Below are 24,745 nucleotides of genomic sequence, written 5' to 3' on the forward strand. Positions count from 1 at the left end.
CCGCACGTCGCGCGGTGGGTAAGGCTCAGCTCACTTCGCGACGGGGGCCGGGCTCGAGCCCGAGCCGGACCACAGGCCGCACGCGCAGCCGGGCTCGGCCACCATCCCGGTGGAGGCGGCCTCCGGGCTGGTCCACACCTGGGAGTGGGCCACCACCTCGGGCAGGATGGCGCTGAGCCGGCCCTTGAGCGAGATGAGCAGCTCGGTCTCCTGCTGGCTCAGGTCGCGGAAGGACTCCACGACCTCCTGCGGCACGCCCTCGCCCAGCACGCCCGCGGAGCGCAGGGCCTCGACGGAGTCGAACGACATATCCGTTCCTCCCTTTCCTGATCGAAAATACCGGTACGGATTCGATGATGGGCGCGGCCCCGGAGGCCAACAACCCCCACGAATGTGGGGTGGCAACGGGATCTGTGAGCATGGACAAAACCGGTGTCAGAGCGATATCCGACCGGGCCGAACGTGTTCACCGGCGTTGATTTCGAAGATTCCTGGAAATGCCGTTCCCTTCCTCCCGTACACAGAAGTACCGTCAGGGCCCTTATCGGCACGCCGCCCCCACCGCCACCGCCCGCGCGCACCCGCGTCCGCCCGCGTCGGCCCGCGAGACGTCGCACGTTCGGGTCAATGCCCCGGTGTGGCGCCGCGCCCCACCGTTTCCGGAGGCGGTCTTCGGGCACTCGCATAAACCTCAGCGCAGCGTGCTGCCGAGGTGAAGGAGGAGTTGATGACAGCGACGAAAGACGCCGCGGCACCCTCACGCGGAATCAAAAGCCTGGTACCGGCCCGGATCGACCGGCTGGTGTGGTCCCGGTTCCACACCCGGATGGTGGTCGCGCTCGGCGTGGCGTGGATTCTGGACGGCCTCGAGGTCTCCATCGCCAGCAACATCACCCCGTTTCTGACCGATCCCGGCTCGCTCGGCATGAGCAACGGCTCGGTGGCCTTCTCCGTCGGCACGATCTACCTCCTCGGCGAGGTCTTCGGCGCGCTCTTCTTCGGCAACCTCTCGGATCGCTGGGGCCGCAAGAACCTGTTCATGATCACCCTCGGGGTCTACCTGCTCGGCGGCGCCATGACCGCGTTGACCTGGGGAAAAGGTGAAGGCTGGGTGATCTACCTGAACCTCACCCGGTTCATCGCGGGCGCCGGCATCGGCGGTGAGTACGCGGCGATCAACTCCGCGATCGACGAGCTGATCCCGGCCCGATATCGCGGCCGGGTGGACATCGCCGTCAACGGCACCTACTGGGCCGGCGCGTTCCTCGCCTCGGTGCTCACCGTCACCGTCATCAAGCACCTGCCGGTCAGCTACAACTGGCGCATCGGCTTCCTGTTCGGCCCGGCGCTCGGCGTGATCATCCTGTTCGTGCGGCGCAACCTGCCGGAGAGCCCGCGCTGGCTGGTGATGCACGGCAGAGTCGACGAAGCGGACGCGGCGATCGAACGGATCGAACGCGACACGTTGGCGACCGGCGGCAGCCTCGACGAAGTCGACGAGTCCAAACAGATCGAGATTCTGCCCGCCGACAGCGTCGGCTACTGGGAGCTGACGAAGACGCTGTTCCGGCGCTATCCGAGCCGATCCGTGCTCGGTGCCTCGCTGATGATCACGCAGTCGTTCCTCTACAACGCGATCTTCTTCACCTACGCGCTCGTCCTCACCAAGATCTACGGCGTGCCCGAGGGCAACACGGCGTACTACTTCATGGCCTTCGCCCTCGGCAACCTGTGCGGCCCGCTCGTACTCGGGCACCTGTTCGACACGCTCGGACGCCGCGTCATGATCAGCTCGACCTACCTCATCGCGGGCGTCGCACTCGCCATCAGCGCGTTCCTGTTCCACGCCGGGACGCTGACTGCGCTCACCCAGACGATCGCCTGGTCCTTCATCTTCTTCTTCGCCTCGGCCGGCGCCAGCGCCGCGTACCTGACGGTCAGCGAGATCTTCCCGGTGGAGGTGCGTGCCAAGGCCATCGCCGTGTTCTTCGCGATCGCGCAGTGCTTCGGCGCGTTCGGCCCCTGGTTCTACGGCAAGCTGATCGGCGACACGACCGGCCAGAGCCCCGAATTCCTGGCGCACCACTCGAAACTGTGGATCGGCTACCTGATCGGCGCCGTCGTGATGATCCTGGGCGCCGTCGTCGAACTCTGGCTCGGCGTCAACGCCGAGAACCGCTCGCTCGAGGACGTGGCCACCCCGCTGACCTCGGTGGACCGGTCGGACCGGCCCATCGGACGGCCGGGCCGGTTGACCGGCGAACTCCGCCCGCCGGCCACATGACCGAGGGCGCGGACGGCGACGGCGGCGGTGGTCTGAGCGACGACCGCCGCCGCGCGCTGCGCCGGGCCGCCGTCCGCGCCGGGTTCCGCAGCGTCCTGACGGTGACGGTGCTCGGCGTGGCCTACTTCGTCCTGCCGCTCGAGGGCCTGCGGACCGTCGGCGACATCGGCCTGCTCATCGCCAGCCTGATCGTCATCATGGTGCTGATCGCCGTCGAGGCCCGGGCCATCCAGAGTGCGGACTACCCCGGCCTGCGCGCCGTGCAGGCCCTCGCGTTCACCGCCGCGTTCCTGCTGTTCGTCTTCTCCGTCACCTACGACATCATGGCCTCGCAGACCGCCGGAGCGTTCAACGCCCCGCTCACCCGCCTCGACAGCCTGTACTTCACCGTCACCGTCTTCGGCACGGTCGGCTTCGGCGACATCACAGCCGTCTCGCAGACCGCCCGCGCGATCGTCACCGTGCAGATGCTCTTCGACTTCCTCTTCCTCGGCGTGGCCGTGCGGGTGATCGCCGGTGCGGTGCAGATCGGCCGGCGGCGGGTGGCCGGGAAATAGCGGCGGACCGGAGCCCGGGCGCACGACCGCCCGGGCTCCGGTTCCTTCGCGTCGGCTGCCGGGATGCCGCAGGTGCCGGCTCGCCGCGCCGCGGGGTTGGCCGCGCAGGCCGACGCCGCCCCCCGACGGCGGCGCCGGCCGGTCTCAGGCCGGGTGCGGGTGCCCGGTCAGCTCTCGTAGTGCTCGACCACACGGGCCGGGCGGACCTGCGCGCGCTCGGGGTCCTGGTGGAACTCCTGCCGGGCGGCCCGCTGGCGCAGCAGGTCCCAGCACTGGTCCAGCTCGCCCTCCAGCGCGGACAGCCGGGTGCGCCGTTCGGCGTCCATGGCGTCCGGGTCCGATCGCAGCCGGTGCTCCTCGTCGATCAGCTCGTCGATCCGGTGCCGGATGCCCGCTTCGGATGTGTTCTGCCTCATCGCCGCTGCTCCTCTCGAACTCCGCGCGCCCGCGCCCGGTGGCCTCGCACCTCCACGCTACGCGCCGGTGAGCCTCGTGGCGATGTCGGCGAGGCGTCGGCCCTGGTAGCGGGCGGCTTCGAGGGTCGGCGCGTCCGGGCCGTCGGACCCGCCGGAGGGCCAGGAGGTGCCGTAGGGGTTGCCGCCGGCCTCGAAGAGCAGCGGGTCGGTGTAGCCGACCGGCACGATCAGGCAGCCCCAGTGGTAGAAGACGTTGTTGAGCGACAGGATGGTGCTCTCCTGGCCGCCGTGCCGGTTGATCGACGAGGTGAAGCTGGTGACCGGCTTGTCGTGGAAGACGCCGTTCTGCCACAGGCCGCCGGTCGTGTCGATGAACTGCTTGAGCTGCGCGGTGACGTTGCCGTACCGGGTCGGGCTGCCGAAGGCGTAGGCGGAGGCCCACTCCAGATCGTCGAGCGTGGCCACCTGCACCGAGTCCTTGGTCGCGTCCACGTGCTGGCGCCAGGCCGGGTTCGCGTCGATCGCGGCGTCGGGGGCGAGCTCGGGCACCCGCCGCAACCGCACCTCGGCGTTCCGGGACGCGGCGCCCTCGGCCACCGCCGAGGCCAGGGCGTGTACGTTGCCGGTCGCGCTGTAGTAGATCACTGCTACCCGGACGCTCATGGAAGCTGCTCCTTGGGGGGCTCGGTCGGGTTCGTCCCTGTCGGGACCATCCCACCCCCGCCGCGGCCTCCCGGCGCGGCGAACTCCCCCGTGCAGGCGAACCGAGGTGCCGTTCTGGTCAGAAAGGGTGAATATGTATATCTAGGACTATTCGGCTTGCCGCGTGCGGCCGACTCCGGCACCGGCAGGTGCGGCACGTCTTCGGCACCGGCGCCGGGAGCGGAGTGCGCACCATGAACTACCCGATGCTGGACACCTTCCTGGACATCATGTGGTTCTTCCTCTGGGTCGTGTGGATCTTCCTGCTGGTCCGGGTCACCCTCGACATCTTCCGGGACGACCGCCTGCACGGCCTCGGGAAGGCGGGCTGGCTGATCGTCGTGCTGATCCTGCCCTACCTCGGCGTCCTGCTGTACCTGGTCGTGCGAGGCCACGGGATGGGGGAGCGCGACGCGGCCCACGCGCGGCGGCAGAAGGCCGCCGTGGACGACTACATCCGCTCGGCGGTCGGCTCCGGCTCCGGCTCCGGCTCCGGCTCCGGCTCCGGCGGCGGCGCGGGCGCGGGCGGCGGGGCCTCCGCGGCGGAGCAGCTGTCCAAGTTGGCAGACCTGAAGAACTCGGGCGCGCTGACCGACGAGGAGTACCGGGCGGCCAAGACGAAGATCCTCGCCTGAGTCTGAGCCTGAGCCTGAGCCCGGGCCCGGGCCGGTAGATGCCGCAGCCGGCGCCGCGCGACCAGGATCGCGCGGCGCCGGCTGCGCGTGCGCCATGGTTCCCTAGGAGTAGATACATGGCATGACAAAGGCACCCGCTGTCGGCCGCCGGAGAGGTCGCAGGGTACTGTCTTGTAAGGGCGGGAAGCCCGTGGCACACTGTACGGACTCTGCCGTGGGGCGTGAGACAGGCAGTGTGGCGCGATACAACACGGGCGACCGTTGAAGAGAGTGAGGCGGGTCGGTTGTACCTCGACGACTACGCACCCTGGTTCCCGTTCCCGCCCAAGCCCGTGGACGACGCCGCGCCCCGGCTCTACTGCGTGCCCTCGGCCGGATCCGGAGCCACCCAGTTCCTACCCTGGCGACGGGCGATGACGGGACTCTTCGACGTCCTGCCGGTGCAGCTGCCCGGGCACGAGACGCGCCGGCCGGAAGCCCCGATCGCCCGCATCGAGCCGTTGGCCGAGGCGCTGGCGGACGCGATCGAGGCCGACCAGGCCGCCGCGCCGTCCGGCTACGCGCTCTTCGGGCACAGCTTCGGCGCGCTGGTCGCGTTCGAGACCGCGCGCGTGCTCCAAGCCCGTTGCCAGACCGCGCTGCCGCTGTTCCTGGCCGCCTCGGCCTCGCGCGCCCCGCACCAGTGCAGCCGGATCAGGGTCGAGGACCGCAACGAGTTCCTGCGCGCGGCCGGCGGCGTCGCGCCGGAAGTGCTCGAGAACGCCGAGTTCATGGCGGCGATCGAGCCCGCGCTGAGCGCCGATCTCGAGGCGGAGTCCGTCTACCTGCGCACTTCCGAGGCCCGGCTGCGCCTGCCCATCGCCGCGTTCGGCGGCCGCGCCGACCCGTTCACCGCCCCGGAGGACGTCGCGAGCTGGGCCGCGCACACGGCCGAATGGTGCTCGGTGACGCTGTGCGAGGGCGGCCACTTCTTCCTCGCCGACGGCGTCGGCACACTCCGCGCGCGGCTGGCCACCGTACTCGACCAGTCCAGGAGCGTGCGAGCGGCATCCTGATTCGGGGTCAGGCCTACCTACTGCGAGTTGATGATCAGCTGGGTGCTCGTGGGGCGTGAGCGTGGTGGCCTGTCGGGTCGGGGTAGTCGGCGGGGCGGCCGCTTCGCGTCGCCCGGGTTCGCTTCCACCCGTTACCTTTTACGTGTCCCCGCAATGGGGGCGCCTGGCCTCCGGGCCCGGTATGGCTCTGCCACCCTGCCGTGTCTATGGCCTTGGGCGTGTTGCCGCCGGGTTTTGGAGCACTGCCTGACCGCTGATAAGGGGCCTGGTCCGCATCCCGTGCCCGGCGCAACGCCGGGCGTTTTCTCGGGGCGGCCTGTGTAACGTGGTTGCCGGCTGCGGTGCGATGGTCGAGGCCAGGGCCATGCGAAGTAGAAGGCGGCGAGCGTGTACGACACCAGCGGTATCGGGGTCTTCCTCGGCCTGGACGTGGGCAAGGGCGAGCACCACGCCCACGGGCTGACCCCGGCCGGCAAGACCGTCTACGACAAGCGCCTGCCGAACACCGAACCGAAACTGCGCGCCCTGTTCGAGAAGCTGATCGCGAAGTTCGCCACCGTCCTGGTGATCGTCGATCAGCCCGCGAACATCGGCGCGCTGCCGCTGAGCGTCGCCCGCGACGTCGGCTGCCAGGTCGCCTACCTGCCCGGCCTGGCCATGCGCCGCGCCGCGGACCTCTACGAGGGCGAGGCCAAGACCGACGCCCGCGACGCCGCCGTGATCGCCGACGTCGCCCGCACCGCACCCAGGGCGCTGCGCACCCTGACCGTGCTCGATGAGACCGAGGCGGAACTGGCCATGCTCGTCGGGTTCGACCAGGACCTCGCGGGCGAGTCGACCCGCACCTCCAATCGGCTGCGCGGCCTGCTCACCCAGATCCACCCCTCCCTCGAACGCGTCCTGGGCCCACGCATCCAGCACCAGGCCGTCCTCGCGCTACTCGCCCGGTACGGCTCCCCTGAACTGCTCGCCGAGGCCGGCACCCGACGCATCGTCAAACTCCTGAAACCCCTGGCCCCGCGCCTGGCCGAGCGCCTGGCCGAGGAGATCGCCGAGGCCCTCGCAGAACAGACGGTCGTGGTGCCCGGCACCCGGGCCGCAGCCCTCGTCATCCCCTCCCTCGCCCGCCAGCTGACCGAGATCCTCGCCCAACGCCGCACGCTCGAGGGACAGCTCAGTGCCCTGCTGGAGGCCCACCCTCTTTCCCCGCTCCTGACCTCGATGCCCGGCATCGGGATCAGGACCGCCGCGACCATCCTGACCACCGTCGGCGACGCCGCCACCTTCCCCACCGCCGACCACCTCGCCTCCTACGCAGGACTTGCCCCGGTCACCAAGTCCTCCGGCAGCTCCATCCGCGGCGAACACGCACCCAGACGCGGAAACCGGCAGCTCAAACGCGCCATGTTCCTCTCCGCCTTCGCCGCCCTGGCCGACCCCGACTCCCGCGCCTACTACGACAAACACCGCGCCGCAGGCAAAACCCACACCCAAGCAATCATCCGCCTCGCCCGCAGACGCATCAACGTCCTCCACGCCATGCTCCGCAACGCCACGCTCTACACGCCCCACACCGCCACCACATAACCCGAGCAACACCCACCCACATGCCCGTTACAGCGAGCAGCCCAGACTTGACGGAAGACATAGGGGCACGCCCACCCGTTGCGTTGACAGGGCGGCCTGCGGTTTCAAGATCTCGCCTCCGGCGCGGGCCTTCCCTCGGAGAGAGATGCCGGGGTTGCGTGGGTGCTGTCGTTGGTGGGGCGGGTTGACGTTGGGGGTGGTGGGGTTGCGGGTGTGTGCTCTCTCCTCGGTCGGTCCCCGGAGGCAATCAGGGACCTGCCGGGAGGTCAAGCGGCGGTGGCTGTGGCTGGTGCTTGATTTTGCAGGGCGCCGCTTGACCTCCCGGCAGAACCCTGATCGGGCTTCGCCTGCCCGACCGAGGAGAGAGCCCACCCCCTGGGGGAGTGGTGTGAGCTCCGCTCGGGCCCGGGTCCCGTCCGGTGGCCCGGTCGCGCTTGATCCGGAGGGATTCTGCATCGCCGTGATCCGGCCTGGGCTTCCCGGTCCTCGATCCGCGCGAAGGTGTCGGTGCTCGGGTCGCGCCTGATGTGAGATCCTGCACCGCGCTGGTGCGTCGACCCCGATTCCTGACCTGCGGCAGAATTCCGCAGGCTGGCCGTGTCCGATGCGGAGGGATTCTGCATCGCCCCGGTCGGATCCGCCTGGGGCTCACGCACTGCACGGGATCGCGTGGCCCGGTCGCACTCCGAGGGGAAATCCTGCACCGTTTTCAGCCACACCCCTGACGACATCTGCCCAGCCATCCCGTCCACCACCCTCCCGTCACAAGACCCGACAACCCCTGTACTCTTCCATGCTAGACGCCACTACCGACAAAAGCCGCGCATCCAACTTTTGCCGGAAAAGAAAAAATACGGGAGATTTCCGGGCACTCGGGCGCGTTCCCCGGCGTTGAAGGAGTAGAGAGAAAGGGCAGTCTAGACATCTCATGTCGGTGGGCTGTCAAATCTGGCCGGTGACCTCGTCGCGTGGTTGTGGCCGCGGTTCACGATCAGGCGTGGCGCAGGATCTCGAAGTCTGTTATGAAGCAAGCGGGTCGATCGGCCACGTCGAACCCGATCCATGTCGGGTAGGCGCCGTCGCCGGGGCCGGACATGAAGGCGACGAGATCGGACGCTCCATCAGCTGTCGTAAGGTTCACCGGCTCTCTCCATTCGGCTGCCTCAAGTGCGTCTGTAAGGCGGTTGTCCCCGGGTCTGTCGTCGTGCTCCTCGACCAGTTCGTGGAGTGCAGGGACGGATGCATAGTCCGCGAAGCAGCCGGTACCGGCATCGACGCCGTAGCCGTAGAACTCGTTGTCCGCCAGATCGGCCTCGTCCTGGTCGCCGACTAACGCCATCTGCCACCGCACGGGGGTTTCGCGGCTGATGACGAGCTTCGCTGCTGCGACGCGCTCTGGCTCGGCCGGCCCGTCCGGCTCGCCCTCCTTGGTCCATCCCACCAGGGATACCTCGACGGGGTAGCGACCCGGCGGAACTGCCACGGTGAACGGCTCGGCGTGTTCGATGAACTCGAGTCCTATGAACGGATCGCACGCGGTCACTTGGCCGGACGGCATTGTGAGGTCACCACCTTGGTGCACGAACACCACGGCTGTACGCGTTGCACGCCAGGGGTAGCGTGCTCCGTCCTGGAACATTTTGTCGAAGTTAGGCGCAGCCAGCGGCATTGTGTCGGACCTCATCTCACGGAGTCTCGACCTGCTCCACCGGAATCCTGCAGCCGAGACCAATCCTCACACGGATGCATATCAATATCACGAGCAGGGTGTATCGCAACGAGGTCGGCTCGGCTTCCGGTGACAGCGACTCAGCAACTAGACGGCGACGCAGGATTCTTCCGGATCGAGCGCGGCCGAGCCACAGGACCTGGCCCGAGCGCAGCTCGCAGCACACCCCCGGCACCCCACCACCCCGACCCCAACTCGCCCCGCTACGCAACGGGTGGGCAGGGTGGGCAAACGAAACCCTGGGCGGCGCGAAGCGGCCGCCCACACCCCGACGACTACCCCGACCCGACAGGCCACCACGCTCACACCCCACCAGCACCCAGCCGATCATCAACTCGCGTTAAGCGTCTGCGGCCAGCTCGATCGACAGGGGCGCGAAGCCATGGCGGCGGTAGAAGCGGATAGCGTCCTCGTTCGCCGCGTAGGCCGAAACGTGGAAGCGCTCGGCTCCGCGATCCCGGCTCCAGGCAAGGAAGTCCGCGACGAAGCGGCCGCCGATGCCCTGCCCTCGATGAGTCGCTGAGACGTAGGTGCTGATGAGTTCGGTGCGGGCGCCCGTCCACATCGGCGATGATGCGTTGAAGTACCCGATCAGGTGTCCGACCACCGTCCCGTCGCGCTCAGCCGCGACGAGGACGAGCGCGTCGGGGGAGGCGAGCAACCCATCGATCCAGGGTCGGCCGTGATCCTGCGGCCACTGCGGATTGCGCAGGCGATCGCGGGTGGCGCCGTCTTCGGCGAAGAGCCCGGCGCTGGAGTCCACCAGTCCGGGCACGTCGTCGGGAAGTGCGCGGCGGATGTCGATCTCGTTTTCGCCCTGCCGGTTCCCCGTATCCGTATTCATGGCGACGAGTATGCCGCCTGTCCCGCCGGCGCGGCCCTTACGCGAGACCGTGGTCCTTGGCGTACTGCGCGGCCGCCATCCGGTCCCGCGAGCCGGTCTTGGTGAAGATCCGGTTGATGTGGGTCTTGATCGTGTGGCCGCTGAGGAACAATGCCTCGGCGATCTCGCCGTTCGTCATACCGCGCGCGATCATGCCGAGAATCTCGGCCTCGCGCCGGGTCAGGCCGTCCGGCAGTCCGGCGGGCTCGGCGGCGGGTTCCGCCGCCGGGGCCGATGGCGCCGCGGCGGCGGCGAGCAGGCGCGCCTGGACGCCCGGGTCGAGCACGGACAGCCCGCGAACCGCGGCGTGTAGGGCGCCGGCGATGTCGGAGCGGTCGGCGTCCTTCGTCAGGTAGCTGCGAGCCCCGGCCCGCAGCGCCTCGAGCACCGAGCTGTCGTCGGCGTACGTGGTCAGAATGACGATCGCGACCTGGGGGTGCTCGGCCGCCAGCCGCTTGGTCGTGGCGATGCCGTCGAGGACCGGCATGTGCAGGTCGAGCAGGATCGCGTCCGGCGCATGCCGTTCGACCAGCTCCAGCGCCTCTTCCCCGTTCGCCGCGCTGGCCAGCACCTCGACGTCCTTCAGACCGCCGAGCAGCAGTTCAAGGCCCTGACGCACGGTGGCCTGGTCGTCCGCGATGACGATCCGCACCGCCGCCGCGCCGCCCTGGCCCGCCGCTCCGCCCCCCGCCTGCGCATCCGTGCTCACTGCTCGCCGTCCCTGCCTTCCGTCGTCGGCCGTGCCGGAGTGGGCACGTGCGGGAGTTCGGCGGTGACGGTCCACCTGCCGTCGTGCGGCCCGGCGTGCAGACTACCGCCGATCAGCAGCAGACGTTCGCGCATCCCGGCCAGGCCGTAGCCTGCGTCGGCCGTCTGCATCGCAGGGGCCTGCGTCTTCTGGCCGGCCGCCGCGATCCGGTTGGCCACGGTCAGGCGCACCCGGTCGGCCTCGTAGTCCAGGCGCAGCTCGATCGCCTCGCCCGCGCCGTGCTTGGCCGCGTTGACCATCGCCTCCTGGGCCACCCGCAGCAGCGCGATCGACGCGGCGGCCGGCAGCTCCCGCGGCGTCCCGGCGATCTCGAACTCGACCTTCGCCCGGTGCATCCCGCCGTGCTGCTCGGCCAGCGAACGCAGCTCCTCGTCGAGCGAGAGCGTGTCCGAGCGCAGCGCGTGCAGCGCCCGGCGCGTCTCGGTCAGGCCGTCCGAGGCGAGCCGCTGCGCCGTGCCGAGGACCGAGAGCGCCGTCTCGATGTCGGCGGAGTCGGTGAGCACGGCGCGAGCCGCCTGGATCTGGATGCCGAGGCCGCCGAGCGAATGCGCGAGCACGTCGTGGATCTCGCGCGCTATCCGGGTCCGCTCGTCCAGCACGTCGGCCCGCCGCTGCAGGTCCTGCACCTGGCGGGTGCGCGCGAGCAGCTCCGCGGACTGCTCCGCCTCCACCCGGTAGGCGCGCCGGCGCAGTCCGATCGTCAGACCGGTCACGATCGTGACCGGCAGCCCGATCAGCGCCGCGCCGCTGGTCAGGCTGTTGACGACGCAGCTGACCAGCGTGCACGCCACCCCGGCGGCGGTGATCGCGACCGCCGGCAGCAGCGCTATGTCACCGCCCGCGACCATCGTCGCGATGCCCGCCAGTACGATCGTCCACGCGCCGTTGTGGGTCGCCGAGAGCACCCCGGAGACCACGCAGACCGTGCCCAGCGCGAGGTAGAGCGACGGCCGCGGCGGCGTGTTCGGCGGGGTGCGCGACTCGATCAGCGTCCAGGCCGCTATGGCCGCGCCCACGATCGCCAGCCCGACGGCCTGCACGATAAGCACCCGCCCGTCGTGCCCGTGCACCGCGGTCAGGATGGTGCCCAGGGTGATGCTGAAGAACGCGAACGAGCGGCTGACCCAGGCCATCGACAACGACACGACCTCAGTATCCTCATTCCGCGCAGCTCTCGCACTCATACACACGAGCCTAGGAACGGTCCGGCACCCGCGTCGTCGCCGCGTGGTACCAGGCCGCCTGGTACCACGGTTGTATCCGTCCGCACCCTGACCTGGTACCGGGCTTCGGCGCGCGCTCCGATCCGGTGGTACCGGCCCTGCGGCGAGAGTGGGACTCGTCAGCACGACAGGTTCCCCCGCCACCTCGGCGGCGGCGAGATCGGAGCACGGAATGTCTACTCTCACGCAAGCGATGCTCGTGAACGCTCTGGTCCTGGTCGCGGTCCTCGCCACCGACCTCGGGCCGGCCCGGAAGGTCGGCAAGGCGCGGATCCTGCGGCCCCTGATCGTGGCCGCGGTGATCGTCCCGCTGTTCATCAAGAGCCCGGCCTCCTCCGGCACCGGGCTCACCCTCGAGATCGCCGGCGTGGCCCTCGGCATCGTCTGCGGGCTCGCGGCGGCAGCTCTGCTGCGGGTGCGCCGCCTGCCGGAGACCGGAAAGCCGGTCTCGAGCGCCGGGTGGGGCTACGCGGCGCTGTGGACCACGGTGATCGCGGCGCGGGCCGCCTTCTCCTACGGCTGCGTGCACTGGTTCCCGACCCAGCTCGTGCACTTCGGCGAGGCGCACGACCTGACCGTGGCCGGCCTGACCGACGCGCTGGTGTTCATGGCGATCGCGATGCTGGTGGCCCGGACCCTCGGCCTGGCCGCCCGTGCCGCACGGCTCGCCCCGGCCGAGGCGTGACCCACCCGCACACGCCTTCAGCTCCGCCGCCCTTCCGGGCCGCGGAGCTGAAGGCGTGTCAGCGGGCATGCAGTAGGTTCGGGGGCCATGGGCCTCTTCTTCGTGCCGGTGCTGCTGCTGCTCGCCGGCTTCGCCGCCGGGCTGACGGCGGCGGTCTCGCTCTGGTGGCTGTTCGCCGCCGTCCCGCTGACGCTGCTGTTCCTCGTGGGCTTGTGGGACGTGCTGCAGCGGCGCCACACGATCCTGCGCAGCTTCCCCGTGCTCGGCCATATGCGCTTCCTGATGGAGTACATACGCCCCGAGCTCCAGCAGTACTTCATCGAGCGCAACTACGACGGCCGGCCCTACGACCGGGACACGCGCACCGTCATCTATCAGCGCGCCAAGGGAACCCACGGCGAGCAGGCCTTCGGCACCGAGCGCGACGTGGAGCAATCAGGGCACGAATTCGTCGTGCACTCGGCCGCGCCGAGGCAGCCCGAGGAGGAGCAGCCGCGCGTGCGCATCGGCGGCCCGGACTGCACTCAGCCCTATGAGATGGCCCTGCTGAACGTCTCGGCGATGAGTTTCGGAGCGTTGAGCGCCAACGCGATCCGTGCACTGAACAAGGGTGCTGCGAAGGGCGGGTTCGCCCACGACACCGGCGAGGGCGGCATCTCGGCCTACCACCGGGAGGGCGGCGGCGACCTGATCTGGGAGCTCGGCAGCGGCTACTTCGGCGCCCGCACCCCCGACGGCGGCTTCGACCCGGACAAGTTCCGCGACAAGGCCGCCGACGCCCAGGTCAAGTGCGTCTCGCTGAAGCTGAGCCAGGGCGCGAAGCCCGGCATCGGCGGCGTGCTGCCCGGAGCGAAGGTGACGCCCGAGATAGCGGACATCCGCGGCGTGCCGGTCGGCGTCAAGTGCGTCAGCCCGCCCGCGCACCGCGTCTTCCACACGCCGCGCGAACTCGTGCTCTTCATCGCCCGCATGCGCGAGCTCGCCGGCGGCAAGCCGACCGGCTTCAAGCTGTGCGTCGGCTCCCGGCTGGAACTGCTCGCGATCTGCAAGGCGATGGCCGCCGAGCAGGTCACCCCCGACTTCATCATCGTCGACGGCGCCGAGGGCGGCACCGGCGCCGCGCCGCTGGAGTTCGAGGACTACGTCGGCATGCCGCTGACCGACGGCCTGATCACGCTGCACAACGCGCTGGTCGGCACCGGTCTGCGCGACCGCATCCGGATCGGCGCCAGCGGCAAGATCGCTACCGGCATGGACCTGGTCAAGCGGATCGCCCAGGGTGCCGACTACACCAACGCCGCGCGCGCCATGATGATGGCGGTCGGCTGCATCCAGGCGCAGAAGTGCCAGACCAACCACTGCCCGACCGGCGTGGCCACCCAGGACCCGCGGCGGTACCGGGCCCTGGACGTGACCGACAAGAGCGAGCGGGTGCGCCGCTACCAGCAGGCCACCGTGGCCGAGGCGCAGCAGATCATCGCCTCGATGGGCCTGGCCGGGCCGCAGGAGCTCGGCCCCGGCATGCTCTACCGCCGGGTCGACCACCACGCCGTGCGCACCTTCACAGACCTCTACCACTGGCTCGAGCCCGGAGAGCTGCTGGCCGAGGCGCCCCAGGACTGGGCCGCGGACTGGGCAGCGGCCGACCCGGACCGCTTCGGCCTGGCCGCGCCCGCGCGCCACTGCTGACGGGCGGACGCGGCGGGCCGGCACAGCCGGCTTCGGCGCTAGGGCGTCAGCCGGTTGAGGTCGCGCGGGAAGAGCGTGGCCGTCCGGATGTTCTCGACGCCGATCAGCCGCGCCACCCACCGCTCCAGGCCGAGCGCGAAGCCGCCGTGCGGCGGCATCCCGTGCCGGAAGGCCTGCAGATAGCCCTCGTACGGCTCCGGGGACTCGCCCCGGGCCGCGAGCGCGCTCAGGTACTCCTCGTACCGGTGCAGCCGCTGACCGCCCGTCACCAGCTCCAGGCCGCGGAAGAGCAGGTCGAAGCTGTTCGAGTGCTGCGGCCGGCCTGGCTCCGGGTGGGTGTAGAACGGCCGCTTGACCATCGGGTACCCGGTGACGAACAGGAACTCGCTCCCGAACTCCCGCTTCGCCCACTCCGAGAGCCAGCGCTCGTCCGCCGGCGCCAGGTCCGGCTCCCCACGCGGGTCCCAGCCGCTGTGCGCGGCCAGCAACTCCTGCGCGTCGGCGAAGTGGATCTCGGGAATGCGCGGCGGCACTTCGGGCAGCACGGCTTCGAGCAGCGTGCACGCCGCACCGGCCCGCGTGCGGATCGCCTCCACCATGCCCACCAACGCCTCGCGCAGCACCGCCATCACCTCGTGGTGGTCCGTGATGAACCCGAGCTCGGCGTCGAGGGAGGTGTACTGCGCCAGATGGCGGACGGTGTCGCTCGGCTCGGCTCGGAAGACCGGGCCGGTCTCGTAGACCCGCTCGAACACGCCCACCATCATCTGCTTGAAGAACTGCGGCGACTGGGCCAGGTAGGCGCGCCGGCCGAAGTACTCCACGCCGAAGACGTTCGCGCCCGACTCGGTCGCCGAGCCCACCAGCTTCGGCGTGTGGATCTCGGTGAACCCGGCCGCGTCCAGCGCCGCCCGGAAGCCCGCGACCGAGGCCGCCGCCAGCTCGTGCGGCGCGCGCAGCCGGGGATGGCGCAGCGCGACCGGCGCGTGGTCCAGCACGACCGGCAAGGTGGCCGCCACCACCGGCCGATAGAGCTCGAACGGCGGCTGCTCGGCCTTGCTAGACAGGACCGTGATACTCGGCCCGGTCAGCTCGACCCCGCCCGGGGCCTGCGGGTTCGCGGTCGCCGTGCCGACGACCTCCAGCACGGTCTCCTCGCCGAGCTCCGCCGCGGCGGCCAGCTCGGCGGGCGTGGCGCACACGACCTGGGCCAGGCCGCTGCGGTCCCGCAGAATGAGGAAGGAGACGGACTTCAAAGCCCGATGTCGGTGCAGCCAGCCCTGCAGCCGGACCTGCCGGCCGGCGTGCGCGGGCAGCTCGGCCGCCAGCACGCGTGGGGTCTCGGTAACGGTGTGGATCATCATCACAGTCCTAGCGACATGTCGTGGTGATCCCTTTTCAGATGCGGGCGAGAAGGGGCACTCGCGGTACCACCGCACCTTCGCCGCCGTCATCGGCGGCCTCGAAGCCTTGTCACGGGGGCGAACCGGCGGGGCATTGGCCGCGGCCGGGCGCCGCGTCGTTCCTCCCCGCACTCGGGAGGGTCTTCACCGCCGGGCAGGCCCGCCCTCGCAGCCTAGGGGCGGCTCTCTCACAAGCCTGCGGATCCGGTACGGTTACTTGGTCTCCGTCAGCGCGTTGCGTCGAGGTTAAGGCCTTGTGGCCGCGGGATGCAACATGATTGACGCTTGGGCGCCACGTGCCCGGAGCAGCTAAGACGTCATCGTACGTTCTCCGATTGCACCCGGAGCCGAGGTTCGCGATGCACACTGCCGCCGCACGATGTGCCCGTGCGGGTAGCTGTGGTCACGGAATCCTTCCTGCCCCGGGTCAACGGGGTGACGAACTCGGTCTGCCGCGTTCTCGAGCACCTCGAGCACCGCGGCCATGAAGCACTGATCATCGCGCCCGGCCCCGGGCCGGAGCGGTACGCCGGGCACCGGGTCGCGTGCGTGCGCGGCGTCGGGTTGCCCGGTTACTCGAGCTTCGTGCTCGGGCTGCCGACCAAGGCCGTGGAGCGGCGGCTGCGCGAGTTCGAGCCCGATGTCGTCCACCTGGCCTCGCCGATCGTGGTCGGCGCGGCCGGTGCCTACGCGGCGCGCAAACTCGGCGTGCCGAGCGTCGCGGTCTGGCAGACCGACATCGCCGGATTCGCCCGCCGGTACGGGTTCCGCGGCACCGATCGGGCGATCTGGTCCTGGCTGCGGCACGTGCACCGGCTCGCCGACCGCACCCTGGTGCCCTCCACCGCCAGCTTCCGGCAGCTCGAGGAGCGCGGCGTGCCGCGGCTGGCGATGTGGCGCCGAGGCGTGGACGCCGAGCGCTTCCATCCGAACCACCGCAGCGAGCCGCTGCGCAGCGCGTTCGCCCCGAACGGCGAGGTCATGGTCGGCTACGTGGGCCGGCTGGCCGGGGACAAGCGGGTGGAGATGCTCACCAGCCTGGCCGACATCCCCGGGGTCAAGCTCGTGATCGTCGGCGAGGGCCCGGCCGAGCAGCGTCTGCGAGCTCTGCTTCCGCAGGCGCTGTTCCTCGGATTCCTCGACGGCAAGCGGCTTTCCCAGGCCTATGCCTGCCTGGACGTGTTCGTGCACACGGGCGCCGACGAGACGTACTGCCAGGCGGTGCAGGAGGCGATGGCCTCGGGCGTGCCCGTGGTCGCCCCGGCCTCCGGCGGCCCGCTCGACCTGGTCGAGCCGGAACGCACCGGGCTGCTGTTCGCCCCCGACTCGCGGGCCGAGCTGCGCGCCGCGGTCGCCCGGCTGGTCGGGGACGCAGATCTGCGCGCCCGCTGGGGCGTCCAGGCCCGCGCGGCGGTGGAGCATCGCACCTGGAACGCCGTCAACGACCAGCTGCTGACGCACTACCAGGACGTGTGCCGCGCCCGAGTGCAGCTCGGCGCTCCCACGGCGTTGCACGCGGTCCCGCTGCTCGACACTTCGGCCGGGCCGGGGGCGGCGGCAGCGTGAACGCACCTGCGGCCGGGCCTGTCGTCATCTCGATCCATGACATCGCCCCGGGCACGGCGGCCCAGTCGATGCGCTGGCTGTCCGACCTCGACGCACGTGGCATCCCCGCGACGCTGCTGCTCGTCCCGGGGCCGTGGCGCGGACGTCGGCTCGCCGAAGACCGGGAGCTGGTCGAGGCGATGCTCGACGCCCACGGCCGCGGCCATGAGCTGGCGCTGCACGGCCTGCACCATCAAGCCGTACGCGGTCAGGGCCCGATGTGGCGTCGCGGCGCGGCGCAGCTCCTCGCACGCGGCGCAGCCGAGTTCGCCACGCTGCCGCAGGAGCAGGCGACCGAGCGGCTGCGGGAGGGCTTGGACGAACTCGAGTCGGTCGGCATCCGGCCGCTGGGCTTCCATCCGCCGGGCTGGCTGATCTCGTCCGACGGAATTAGGGCTCTGCGAAATCTCGGATTTCGTTACTACAGCACGCATCTTGCCGTGCACGCGCTTGTACCCGACGACGTCACAGGGCTCGAATACGCGGCCGTTCGGATCGGTGCGTTCGCGCTCTCGCACCGTCCCGGCGGCTTCGGCGAGCAACTCGGTGTCAGACTCATGACAAGCTCCGCCCGCCGATACGCACGGGCCGGACGTGCGTTCCGGATCGCCCTGCACCCCGACGATCTGGCCCGGGCCGGCCTGCGCGAAGCGACGTTGCGCGCGATCGACGAAGCCCTGGAACTCGGCGCCCGCCCCACCACGTACGCGCAGCTGATCGCGCAGGCTCTGCACCCGGTCGGCTCGTGAGGATCGTCCAGCTCGCGAACTGCTACGGCGCCACGTCCGGCGGCCTGCGCACGGCGGTCGACACCCTCGGGGCCGGCTACGCCGCGGCCGGGCACGAGCGGATCCTCGTGGTCCCGGGACGGCAATGGCAGGTGTGGGAGCTTGGCTCCGGAACGACCATCACCGTGCCCGGAACGGCGGTCGGCGGCGGCTATCGCATGATCCTGCGAACCGGATCGGTCGAGCGCCTGCTGGAGCGGCTGAACCCGGACGTCATCGAGGTCTCCGACAAGTACACGCTCACGGCCGTCGCCGACTGGGCCGCCCGGCGGGGCGTCGGCACGGTGCTCTTCTCGCACGAACGCCTCGACGCGATCGTGCCCGCCCGGCTGCCGCGGACCGGCTCGACCCCGCCCGCCCGCGCTGCCATCCGCGCCTGGAACCAGCGTGTGGTCTCGCGTTTCGACACGGTCGTCGTCACCTCGGCATTCGCAGAAGGCGAATTCAAGGGCCTGGGCGTGCGCTCGATGCGCCGCGTGACGCTGGGCGTGGACCTCGACGTCTTCCGCCCCCGCGACCCGGCGCTAATGCGGCCGGAGCCCGGCTCGAGCGTGCGCCTCGCCTACGCCGGCCGGCTCTCACCGGAGAAGAACGCCGGGCTCGCCATCGCCACCGTCAGGACCCTGGCGAGCGCGGGCCACCCGGTCGTCCTCGACGTCTACGGCACCGGGCCGGCCCTGCCCGAACTCAGAAGGCTGGCGATCCACGCGCCGGTCCGTTTCCACGGCCACGTCGCCGATCGGGACGTGCTCGCCGACTGCCTCGCCGCCGCGGACGCGGTGCTCGCCCCGTGTCTGGTCGAGACCTTCGGGCTGACCGTGCTCGAGGCGCTGGCCTGCGGAACGCCGGTGGTGGCCGCCGCCGGCGGCGCGGCCGGAGAGCTGCTCGGCGAAGACTCCGGCGTGATCGCGCCGCCCACCGGCGTCGGCATGGCCGCCGGCGTCCTCGACCTGATCGCGCGCCCGGAAGCGCACCGGCGCGCCGCCGCCCGCGAGCAGGCCGAGCGGCACCCCTGGTCGCGGGCCGTCGCCGAGATGCTCGAGGTGCACACCGCCGTCGCGACCGGCCGCCGCCGCAGCAAGTCCTTGATCGCGGTGTGATCCGGCTCCGGGTCCGGCTCGCCCTCTTCCGCTCGCCAGACCCTTGACACCACGAGGCGAGGATCCTAGAGTCCCCGGCGTGTAAGTAAACCTTCCTTCCTATCTCTCAAGGAGGATCGCCGGTGAATCGATCCCGCACCGCCGGCGCGGTGCTGGCCACCGCGCTGCTCATGGCGGCCGGACCCGTCACGGCGCACGCGTCAGCCTCCGGCCCGTCGGCCCGGACGCTGCCGCAGCACATCTTCGCCCCCTACTTCGAGGGCTACTCCGGTGACGATCCGGCCGTCCTGTCAGCCGAATCGGGTGACAAATACCTGACACTCGCGTTCATCCAGACCCCGGCGCCCGGCTCCTGCACCATCGACTGGAACGGCGACCCGAGCACGCCCATCTCCTGGGCCACCTACGGTGCGTCCATCGCGAAGATGCGGGCGCGCGGCGGCGACGTCATCCCGTCCTTCGGCGGCTACGGCGCCGACTCCACCGGTGAGGAGATCGCCGACAGCTGCACCGACGTCGGCAAGATCGCCGCCGACTACGAGCAGGTGATCACCACCTACGGCGTCACCCGGCTCGACTTCGACGTCGAGGACTTCTCGCAGACCAACGCCGCCGGGATCGACCGGCGCAACAAGGCGATCGCACTGGTCGAGCAGTGGGCCGCGCGCCAGCACCGCACGGTGCAGTTCGTCTACACGATCGGCACGAACATGACCGGTCTGGACGAGCCCGACGGAACCGGCATCCTGCAGAACGCCGTGGCGAACCACGCGCGCATCGACATCATCAATATCATGACCTTCGACTACTACGATGACCAGCCGCACGAGATGGGCAAGGACACGGTCACCGCGGCCGACGCCGTCATCGCGCAACTGCGCTCGATCTACCCGCACAAGAGCGTCGAAGAGCTCTGGCACATGCTCGGCATCACCGAGATGGTCGGCATCGACGACTACGGCCCGCCCGAGGTACTCACCACGGCCGACGCCGCCTACGTGGAGCGGTGGGCCGCCCGCACGGGCATCGCGGAGCTCTCCTTCTGGGCGCTCGAGCGCGACAACGGCGGGTGCGTCGGCACGGCCGGCAGCGACGTCTGCTCCGGCATCGCCCAGTCCACCTGGCAGTTCAGCCACACGTTCGAGACCTTCATCCGGCACTGACACGCGCGGTCGGTTCAGCGCGGCGTCACTTCGGCGCCGCGCTGTCGCGTCGGGCCCGAACGAGCTCGACGACCAGCGGGATGAGCGAGAGTACGACGATGGCGGCGACGATCGGCAGCAGATAGTGGTCGATGTTAGGGATGCGCGAACCCAGCCCGTAGCCGGCCAGCGTCACGCCGAGCGACCAGACCAGGCCGCCGACCGTCTGCCACAGCAGGAACGTGCGCCCGGGCACCTCCAGCACACCGGCCACGGGGTTGAGCACCGTGCGCACCACCGGGATGAACCGGGCCAGCACGATCGCCTTCGCCTGCCCGTACTTGCCGAGGATCTGCTCGGCCCGCTCCACGCCCCGTTTCAGGTGCTTGTTGTCGGTCCGTTCGAGCAGTGAATGTCCGCCGCGCCGCCCGAGCCAGTACCCGCACTGCGCACCGAGCAGCGCCCCGAGCGCGGCGGCGGGCAGGACGCCGGCGAGATTCAGATGGACGCTCTGGCCCGGAGTGGTGGTGCACAGCAGTCCGGCGGTGAACAGCAGCGAGTCGCCGGGCAGAAAGAACCCGATGAGCAGCCCGGTCTCGGCGAAGAGCACCAGGAACACGCCGAAGGCGCCGAGCGCGGACAGCCACGAGTTCGGACTGAGCGGATTGAAGGCGAGCAGGTGCGAGGCGGCGGCGAGGGTCAAGAGCTGCTCCGAGGCTAGAGCCGGGCGCGCGGCATTTACAGGCTTGTAGAACTTCTACATTAGCGTAGATGATGGCGCGGGCGCCCGGGCCCTCAGCGCAGCTTGACGCGCGCGAACTCGAGAACGTCCTGCAAGTGGTCGGCCGCCTGCAGCGCGCAGAGCGCCGCGATCCCGAGCACGAACAGGCACAGCGCCGTCGCGGGCAGGCCGGCGCGCGGCGCCGGAGCGAGCAGCGCGGCGACGCGGCGGGGCACCGGACCCGCTCCGGCCAGCGTGTCCTGCTTGTGGCGCCCGCCCCAGCCGCGACCCTCCGGCAGGACGGCACCGAGCACGGCGCCGACGGACCGATGCGGGCGCGTCGCCTTGGCGGCCACCGCGGCTCGGGCAATGGCCTGCGCGACCAGCCGCCGATCGCCGACGGCCGCCGCGGCAGCCTCGTCCGCCCAGCGCTCGACCCCGTACTCCACCGCCGTCGCCAGCGGCCTGACCAGCGGGTTCGCTGCGGCGGCAAGCCGAGCGCCGGCCGTGAACCAATGGTGGCGCGAGGCCAGGTGCGCGCGTTCATGCGCGAGCAGCGCACTGCGCCCGCCCTCGTCGAGGACATCGAGCATGCCGGTGGACACCACGATGCGGCCCGGACGCCCCGGCACGGTGTAGGCGTCGGCGGCGACATCGCCCGTGACCACGAGCTCGCCGACCCCCGGCAGCTCCCGGGCGTGACGCCGGGCATCGCCCAACGCACGCGCCCGCCGCAGCGCGAACGCACCTGTCGCGAACACGGCCGCGCCGAACAGCACCCCGGCCGGAGCCGCCGTCCACGGGCTCGGGAACTGCCCGGCCGCGATGACGTCGAGCGAGAGGTGGCCGAAACGGGCGAACGCCGGAATCCGCACGAGCTCCGCGAGCACGATCAGCCCGAGCGCCCCGCAGCTCGTCCCGGCCAGCAGCAGCGCGGCGGCCGTCAGCAGCCACGTCGCCCGCCGAGGCTCGACCCGGCGCGCGACTGTCCGGGCCATCGGCGCCGAGAGGAGCGGGAAGAGCAGAGTCAGCAGGATCAGGACTTGCACGGTTGCCGCCTACTTCGCTCCGGTGCCGTCCGCGCTGTCCGCGCCATCTGCGCGTCCGCCGAGCAGCTCGCGCAGCAGGCGCTCGTCGCGCTCGGACAGGTCCTCGACGAAGCGGGAGAGCACGGCCTCCCGGTCGGGCGCGCGGTCGAGCAGCTGGCTCAGCCGCCGGGCGGCGAGCCCCGCCTCATCGGCCACCGGCGCGTAGCGGAACGCCCGCCCGTCGCGCTCCCGGCTCAGCGCGCCCTTGTCGTGCAGCCTGGTGAGGATCGTGACCACCGTGCTGTACGACAGCTCCGCGGCCGCGGCGTCACCGCCGCCGGCCCGCGCCAGCTGCTCGCGCACCTCGCCCGGGCTCAGCGGCTCCTTCGCCTGCCACAGCACACCGAGGACGGCCGACTCCAGGGAGCCCGCAGCGCGGCGCGAGACCGCCGGTGACTCGACCGCTTCAGCCGATTCAGCGGCCTGATGTCCGCCGGAGTCGCTTCCGACCGGCTTGCGTTCTGCTCGCACGCGCCCTCCCTTCCTCAGCTCTTCCGGCCGCGGCATCTCGGCCGGCGGCCCGTTTCCCCAGTCTGCCACAGCAGGTCAAACCACCCCGGCGCGCTGCACCCCGGACACCGTCCGTGCTCGTCCCGGTGCGTTCCGTCGATGCAGCATCCTTATCCATGCGTTTCCGGCACACTCGAGCCATGACGAATCCTGCCTACCGCCACATCATCATGATCGTCGACCGGTCCGGCTCGATGCACTCCTGCCGGGCAGCGACCGAGGAGGGGATCAACGGCCTCTTCACCGGCCAGGCCGGTGAAGAAGGCTGGGGCACCGCCTCGCTCTACCAGTTCGACACCGAGCACGACGTGGTCTTCGAGCACCTCGCTCTGACCGACGTGCCCGCCTACAGCCTGGTGCCACGCGGCGGCACCGCGCTGTTGGACGCTGTCGGCTACGCGTTCCAGCGCGAGGGCGCCTGGCTCGCCCAGCTCCCCGAGAACGAGCGCCCCGGCATCGTCGAGGCCGTCATCGCGACCGACGGCTTCGAGAACTCCTCCCGCGAGTTCAAGCGCGGCCAGATCGAGGCGATGATCCGCGAGCAGCAGGAGGTCTACAACTGGAAGATCCTGTTCCTCGGCGCCAACATGGACGCGACCAAGGTGGCCACCGCCTACGGCATCCCGGCCGCGCATGCCATGACCTTCGTGCCCACGGCCAGGGGCGTGGCCGGCACGTACAGCTCCGTCGCCAAGGCCATGGCCCGCGGCCGTCGCGGCGAAGGCTACGGATTCACCGAGCAGGAGCGGGTCGAAGCGGCGAGCGAGGACTGAAGGCCGCCGGCGGGCGTCGCCTGCCGCAGTTCTTCGCTGTGGGCTGTGGGCTGTGGGCCGGGACTGCGGCGCGGCAGGTGGTGGCCCGGCCGCGGCTGCGGCCCGGCTGCTCAGCGTTCCGCGGTCCAATGCCGGCGCCCGACCGTGAGCAAGCGCAGCTGTATCAGGGCTTCGGCCACGATGCTCTCCTCCGCGGCCGGGTCGCCCGGCCCGGCCTCGACCATCGCCGCGGCGGTGAGCATGAGAACATTGACATAGAGCCGGGCGAGCACGGCCAGCTCCGGCGAACTCCACCCCGTGGACTCCGGCTGCGCCGCCAGATCGGCCAGCAGCTCGGCGACGAAGGAGTCCAGCTCCGCCGCGATCGCCGACCGCACCGAGGCCACTCCGCCGTACCGCTCCCGGGCCAGAAAGCGGAAGTGCGCCCGGTGCGCCCGCACGTGCGCCGCGACCAGTTCGACCGAGCGCTGGATGACGTCCTCGGTGTCGGCGCCCGGAGTGCGGATGTCCCGGATCAGCGCGTGCAGACTGCCGAAGGACTCCTGCACCAGCGCCACCCCCAGCTCGCCCAGGTCGGTGAAGTGCCGGTAGAACGCGGCCGGCGCGATCCCCGCCTCCCGGGTGACCTCCCGCAGCCCCAGGCTGGTCAGGCTCTGCTGCTCGAGCAGCCGCAGCGCGCCGTCCAGCAGCGCCTGACGCGTCGCCAGCTTCCTTGCCCGGCGCGGCGGCAGCTCGTCTACGGTCATGTGGCCGACCTCACTCGGTGAACGACTGTTTGCTGTCCCAGGCGAGGGTACTCTTGATTTCAGTGAACAGTTGTTAGCCCAACCTGGGAAGGGGGAGTGGCCCATGCTGTTCCTGATGCTGGCCGCCGTCCTGTTCGCCCTGCTCGTCGGCGCGCTCGCCTTCGTCACCGGCCCGGTCGGCCTCGCCATGGCCGCCGCGATCGCACTCTGGCTGCTGCTCTACGCCGCTCGTGCGCTCCTGCGCGCCCGCTCCGGTGGACGGTCGGCGAACGGCTCGGCGGCTGATTCCGCCGCTTCAGTCAGGGAGACCACCCGGCGACACTCCGAGGCGGTGCACCGTGTCTGAGACCCGCCTCGCACCGATCGCGTTCATCAGCGGTCTGGTCGGCCTTCTGGTGGCCAACCTCGTCCTCGGCCCGCTCGCCATCATCCTCGGTGCCGCCGCGCTGCGCCGCGACCGCACCCGGCGCGCCCGCGCCGCGCTCGCGCTGCTCCTCGGCGTCGCCGACCTGGCCGTGTTCGCCTACCTCGCGCTCCGCGCGGGCAGCGGCGGCTCGCTCAACTGGAGATTCCTCGGCTAGCAGCCACATCCCGCGGCTGCTCGGCTGCCCGGCTGTCGGCGATGGCAGCATACTGAGCAATAGTCAGTGTGCTG

The 24,745-nt window shown here is 70.8% G+C and carries 26 protein-coding genes; 14 read left to right on the forward strand and 12 right to left on the reverse strand.

The features are described 5' to 3' along the window. Positions 1-30: 30 nt before the first annotated feature. Complete coding sequence (locus ACTRO_RS38930; protein WP_034271387.1) at positions 31-309, reverse strand: StsA-related sactipeptide RiPP; 279 nt, start codon at positions 307-309, stop codon at positions 31-33. 418 nt (positions 310-727) lie between these two features. On the opposite strand from ACTRO_RS38930, the gene ACTRO_RS38935 reads away from it, so the two are divergent. Together ACTRO_RS38935 and ACTRO_RS38940 are read left to right on the forward strand one after the other, a co-directional pair. Then, positions 728-2,284: an MFS transporter gene (locus ACTRO_RS38935; RefSeq protein WP_034271389.1), complete on the forward strand. Its 1,557-nt coding sequence runs from the start codon at positions 728-730 to the stop codon at positions 2,282-2,284. Beyond that, positions 2,281-2,841, forward strand: a complete 561-nt coding sequence (locus tag ACTRO_RS38940; RefSeq protein ID WP_051452069.1) for a potassium channel family protein — start codon at positions 2,281-2,283, stop codon at positions 2,839-2,841. The genes ACTRO_RS38935 and ACTRO_RS38940 overlap by 4 nt, the downstream gene beginning before the upstream one ends. A 167-nt stretch (positions 2,842-3,008) precedes the next feature. Here ACTRO_RS38940 and ACTRO_RS38945 read toward each other — a convergent pair whose 3' ends face one another. Together ACTRO_RS38945 and wrbA are read right to left on the reverse strand one after the other, a co-directional pair. Then, positions 3,009-3,257 carry a DUF2630 family protein gene (locus ACTRO_RS38945; protein ID WP_051452070.1) on the reverse strand — a complete coding sequence of 83 codons (249 nt, stop codon included), beginning with the start codon at positions 3,255-3,257 and terminating at the stop codon, positions 3,009-3,011. Between the two features lie 57 nt (positions 3,258-3,314). Then, complete coding sequence (wrbA, locus tag ACTRO_RS38950) at positions 3,315-3,920, reverse strand: NAD(P)H:quinone oxidoreductase (RefSeq protein WP_034271393.1); 606 nt, start codon at positions 3,918-3,920, stop codon at positions 3,315-3,317. Between the two features lie 233 nt (positions 3,921-4,153). Between wrbA and ACTRO_RS38955 the strand changes: the two genes are divergently transcribed. From ACTRO_RS38955 to ACTRO_RS38965, 3 genes are all read left to right on the forward strand, one after another. Further along, positions 4,154-4,594 carry an SHOCT domain-containing protein gene (locus ACTRO_RS38955; protein ID WP_034278739.1) on the forward strand — a complete coding sequence of 147 codons (441 nt, stop codon included), beginning with the start codon at positions 4,154-4,156 and terminating at the stop codon, positions 4,592-4,594. Positions 4,595-4,878: 284 nt separating this feature from the next. Continuing rightward, positions 4,879-5,649, forward strand: coding sequence for a thioesterase II family protein (locus tag ACTRO_RS38960; protein WP_051452071.1), 771 nt, complete (start codon positions 4,879-4,881; stop codon positions 5,647-5,649). Between the two features lie 387 nt (positions 5,650-6,036). Next, positions 6,037-7,236, forward strand: a complete 1,200-nt coding sequence (locus ACTRO_RS38965; protein WP_034263005.1) for an IS110 family RNA-guided transposase — start codon at positions 6,037-6,039, stop codon at positions 7,234-7,236. A gap of 991 nt (positions 7,237-8,227) precedes the next feature. On the opposite strand, the gene ACTRO_RS38970 is transcribed toward ACTRO_RS38965, so the two are convergent. The 4 genes from ACTRO_RS38970 to ACTRO_RS38985 all read right to left on the reverse strand — a co-directional run bounded on the left by ACTRO_RS38970 (position 8,228) and on the right by ACTRO_RS38985 (position 11,762). Further along, positions 8,228-8,920 carry a DUF4241 domain-containing protein gene (locus ACTRO_RS38970; RefSeq protein WP_084316867.1) on the reverse strand — a complete coding sequence of 231 codons (693 nt, stop codon included), beginning with the start codon at positions 8,918-8,920 and terminating at the stop codon, positions 8,228-8,230. A 385-nt stretch (positions 8,921-9,305) separates the two neighbouring features. Further along, positions 9,306-9,809, reverse strand: coding sequence for a GNAT family N-acetyltransferase (locus ACTRO_RS38975; protein ID WP_034271398.1), 504 nt, complete (start codon positions 9,807-9,809; stop codon positions 9,306-9,308). 37 nt (positions 9,810-9,846) lie between these two features. Continuing rightward, complete coding sequence (locus ACTRO_RS38980; protein WP_245594617.1) at positions 9,847-10,557, reverse strand: response regulator transcription factor; 711 nt, start codon at positions 10,555-10,557, stop codon at positions 9,847-9,849. Further along, positions 10,554-11,762, reverse strand: a complete 1,209-nt coding sequence (locus ACTRO_RS38985) for a sensor histidine kinase (RefSeq protein WP_169740011.1) — start codon at positions 11,760-11,762, stop codon at positions 10,554-10,556. The genes ACTRO_RS38980 and ACTRO_RS38985 overlap by 4 nt, the downstream gene beginning before the upstream one ends. A gap of 250 nt (positions 11,763-12,012) precedes the next feature. Here ACTRO_RS38985 and ACTRO_RS48440 point away from each other — a divergent pair, with 250 nt between their 5' ends. Further along, complete coding sequence (locus tag ACTRO_RS48440; RefSeq protein ID WP_034271401.1) at positions 12,013-12,525, forward strand: hypothetical protein; 513 nt, start codon at positions 12,013-12,015, stop codon at positions 12,523-12,525. 87 nt (positions 12,526-12,612) lie between these two features. Continuing rightward, positions 12,613-14,214, forward strand: coding sequence for an FMN-binding glutamate synthase family protein (locus ACTRO_RS38995; RefSeq protein ID WP_034271404.1), 1,602 nt, complete (start codon positions 12,613-12,615; stop codon positions 14,212-14,214). 38 nt (positions 14,215-14,252) lie between these two features. On the opposite strand, the gene aspS is transcribed toward ACTRO_RS38995, so the two are convergent. Further along, positions 14,253-15,575 carry an aspartate--tRNA(Asn) ligase gene (aspS, locus tag ACTRO_RS39000; RefSeq protein ID WP_034278748.1) on the reverse strand — a complete coding sequence of 441 codons (1,323 nt, stop codon included), beginning with the start codon at positions 15,573-15,575 and terminating at the stop codon, positions 14,253-14,255. A 429-nt stretch (positions 15,576-16,004) separates the two neighbouring features. Between aspS and ACTRO_RS39005 the strand changes: the two genes are divergently transcribed. The 4 genes from ACTRO_RS39005 (at position 16,005) to ACTRO_RS39020 (ending at position 20,273) form a co-directional block, all read left to right on the forward strand. Next, positions 16,005-17,183, forward strand: a complete 1,179-nt coding sequence (locus ACTRO_RS39005; RefSeq protein WP_063628148.1) for a glycosyltransferase family 4 protein — start codon at positions 16,005-16,007, stop codon at positions 17,181-17,183. Beyond that, the gene (locus tag ACTRO_RS39010) at positions 17,180-17,971 is read left to right on the forward strand and encodes a DUF2334 domain-containing protein (protein WP_034271407.1); all 792 of its coding nucleotides are present in this window, start codon (positions 17,180-17,182) and stop codon (positions 17,969-17,971) included. The genes ACTRO_RS39005 and ACTRO_RS39010 overlap by 4 nt, the downstream gene beginning before the upstream one ends. After that, positions 17,968-19,110, forward strand: a complete 1,143-nt coding sequence (locus ACTRO_RS39015) for a glycosyltransferase (protein WP_034271410.1) — start codon at positions 17,968-17,970, stop codon at positions 19,108-19,110. The genes ACTRO_RS39010 and ACTRO_RS39015 overlap by 4 nt, the downstream gene beginning before the upstream one ends. 122 nt (positions 19,111-19,232) lie before the next feature. After that, positions 19,233-20,273 (forward strand): glycosyl hydrolase family 18 protein, encoded by a 1,041-nt coding sequence (locus ACTRO_RS39020; RefSeq protein WP_034271412.1) that lies wholly within the window; start codon positions 19,233-19,235, stop codon positions 20,271-20,273. 25 nt (positions 20,274-20,298) lie between these two features. On the opposite strand, the gene ACTRO_RS39025 is transcribed toward ACTRO_RS39020, so the two are convergent. From ACTRO_RS39025 to ACTRO_RS39035, 3 genes are all read right to left on the reverse strand, one after another. Further along, positions 20,299-20,955 carry a DedA family protein gene (locus ACTRO_RS39025; RefSeq protein ID WP_051452075.1) on the reverse strand — a complete coding sequence of 219 codons (657 nt, stop codon included), beginning with the start codon at positions 20,953-20,955 and terminating at the stop codon, positions 20,299-20,301. Between the two features lie 92 nt (positions 20,956-21,047). Next, the gene (locus tag ACTRO_RS39030; protein ID WP_034271414.1) at positions 21,048-22,022 is read right to left on the reverse strand and encodes a M56 family metallopeptidase; all 975 of its coding nucleotides are present in this window, start codon (positions 22,020-22,022) and stop codon (positions 21,048-21,050) included. A 9-nt stretch (positions 22,023-22,031) separates the two neighbouring features. Continuing rightward, positions 22,032-22,532: a BlaI/MecI/CopY family transcriptional regulator gene (locus ACTRO_RS39035; protein WP_245594618.1), complete on the reverse strand. Its 501-nt coding sequence runs from the start codon at positions 22,530-22,532 to the stop codon at positions 22,032-22,034. A gap of 179 nt (positions 22,533-22,711) precedes the next feature. Between ACTRO_RS39035 and ACTRO_RS39040 the strand changes: the two genes are divergently transcribed. Beyond that, positions 22,712-23,344 carry a vWA domain-containing protein gene (locus ACTRO_RS39040; RefSeq protein ID WP_034271415.1) on the forward strand — a complete coding sequence of 211 codons (633 nt, stop codon included), beginning with the start codon at positions 22,712-22,714 and terminating at the stop codon, positions 23,342-23,344. A gap of 110 nt (positions 23,345-23,454) precedes the next feature. Here the strand turns inward: ACTRO_RS39040 and ACTRO_RS39045 are convergent, their stop codons facing one another. Next, entirely contained in the window at positions 23,455-24,090 is a 636-nt protein-coding gene (locus tag ACTRO_RS39045; RefSeq protein ID WP_034271418.1) for a TetR family transcriptional regulator, read from the reverse strand. Between the two features lie 103 nt (positions 24,091-24,193). Between ACTRO_RS39045 and ACTRO_RS47805 the strand changes: the two genes are divergently transcribed. Both ACTRO_RS47805 and ACTRO_RS39055 read left to right on the forward strand, forming a co-directional pair. Beyond that, the gene (locus ACTRO_RS47805) at positions 24,194-24,436 is read left to right on the forward strand and encodes a hypothetical protein (protein WP_034271421.1); all 243 of its coding nucleotides are present in this window, start codon (positions 24,194-24,196) and stop codon (positions 24,434-24,436) included. Beyond that, a complete protein-coding gene (locus tag ACTRO_RS39055; protein WP_051452076.1) occupies positions 24,429-24,671 on the forward strand; it encodes a hypothetical protein in 243 nt (80 codons plus the stop codon). The genes ACTRO_RS47805 and ACTRO_RS39055 overlap by 8 nt, the downstream gene beginning before the upstream one ends. The last annotated feature ends 74 nt before the right edge of the window (positions 24,672-24,745 follow it).

It is taken from the genome of Actinospica robiniae DSM 44927 (assembly GCF_000504285.1).
Taxonomy (GTDB): domain Bacteria; phylum Actinomycetota; class Actinomycetes; order Streptomycetales; family Catenulisporaceae; genus Actinospica; species Actinospica robiniae.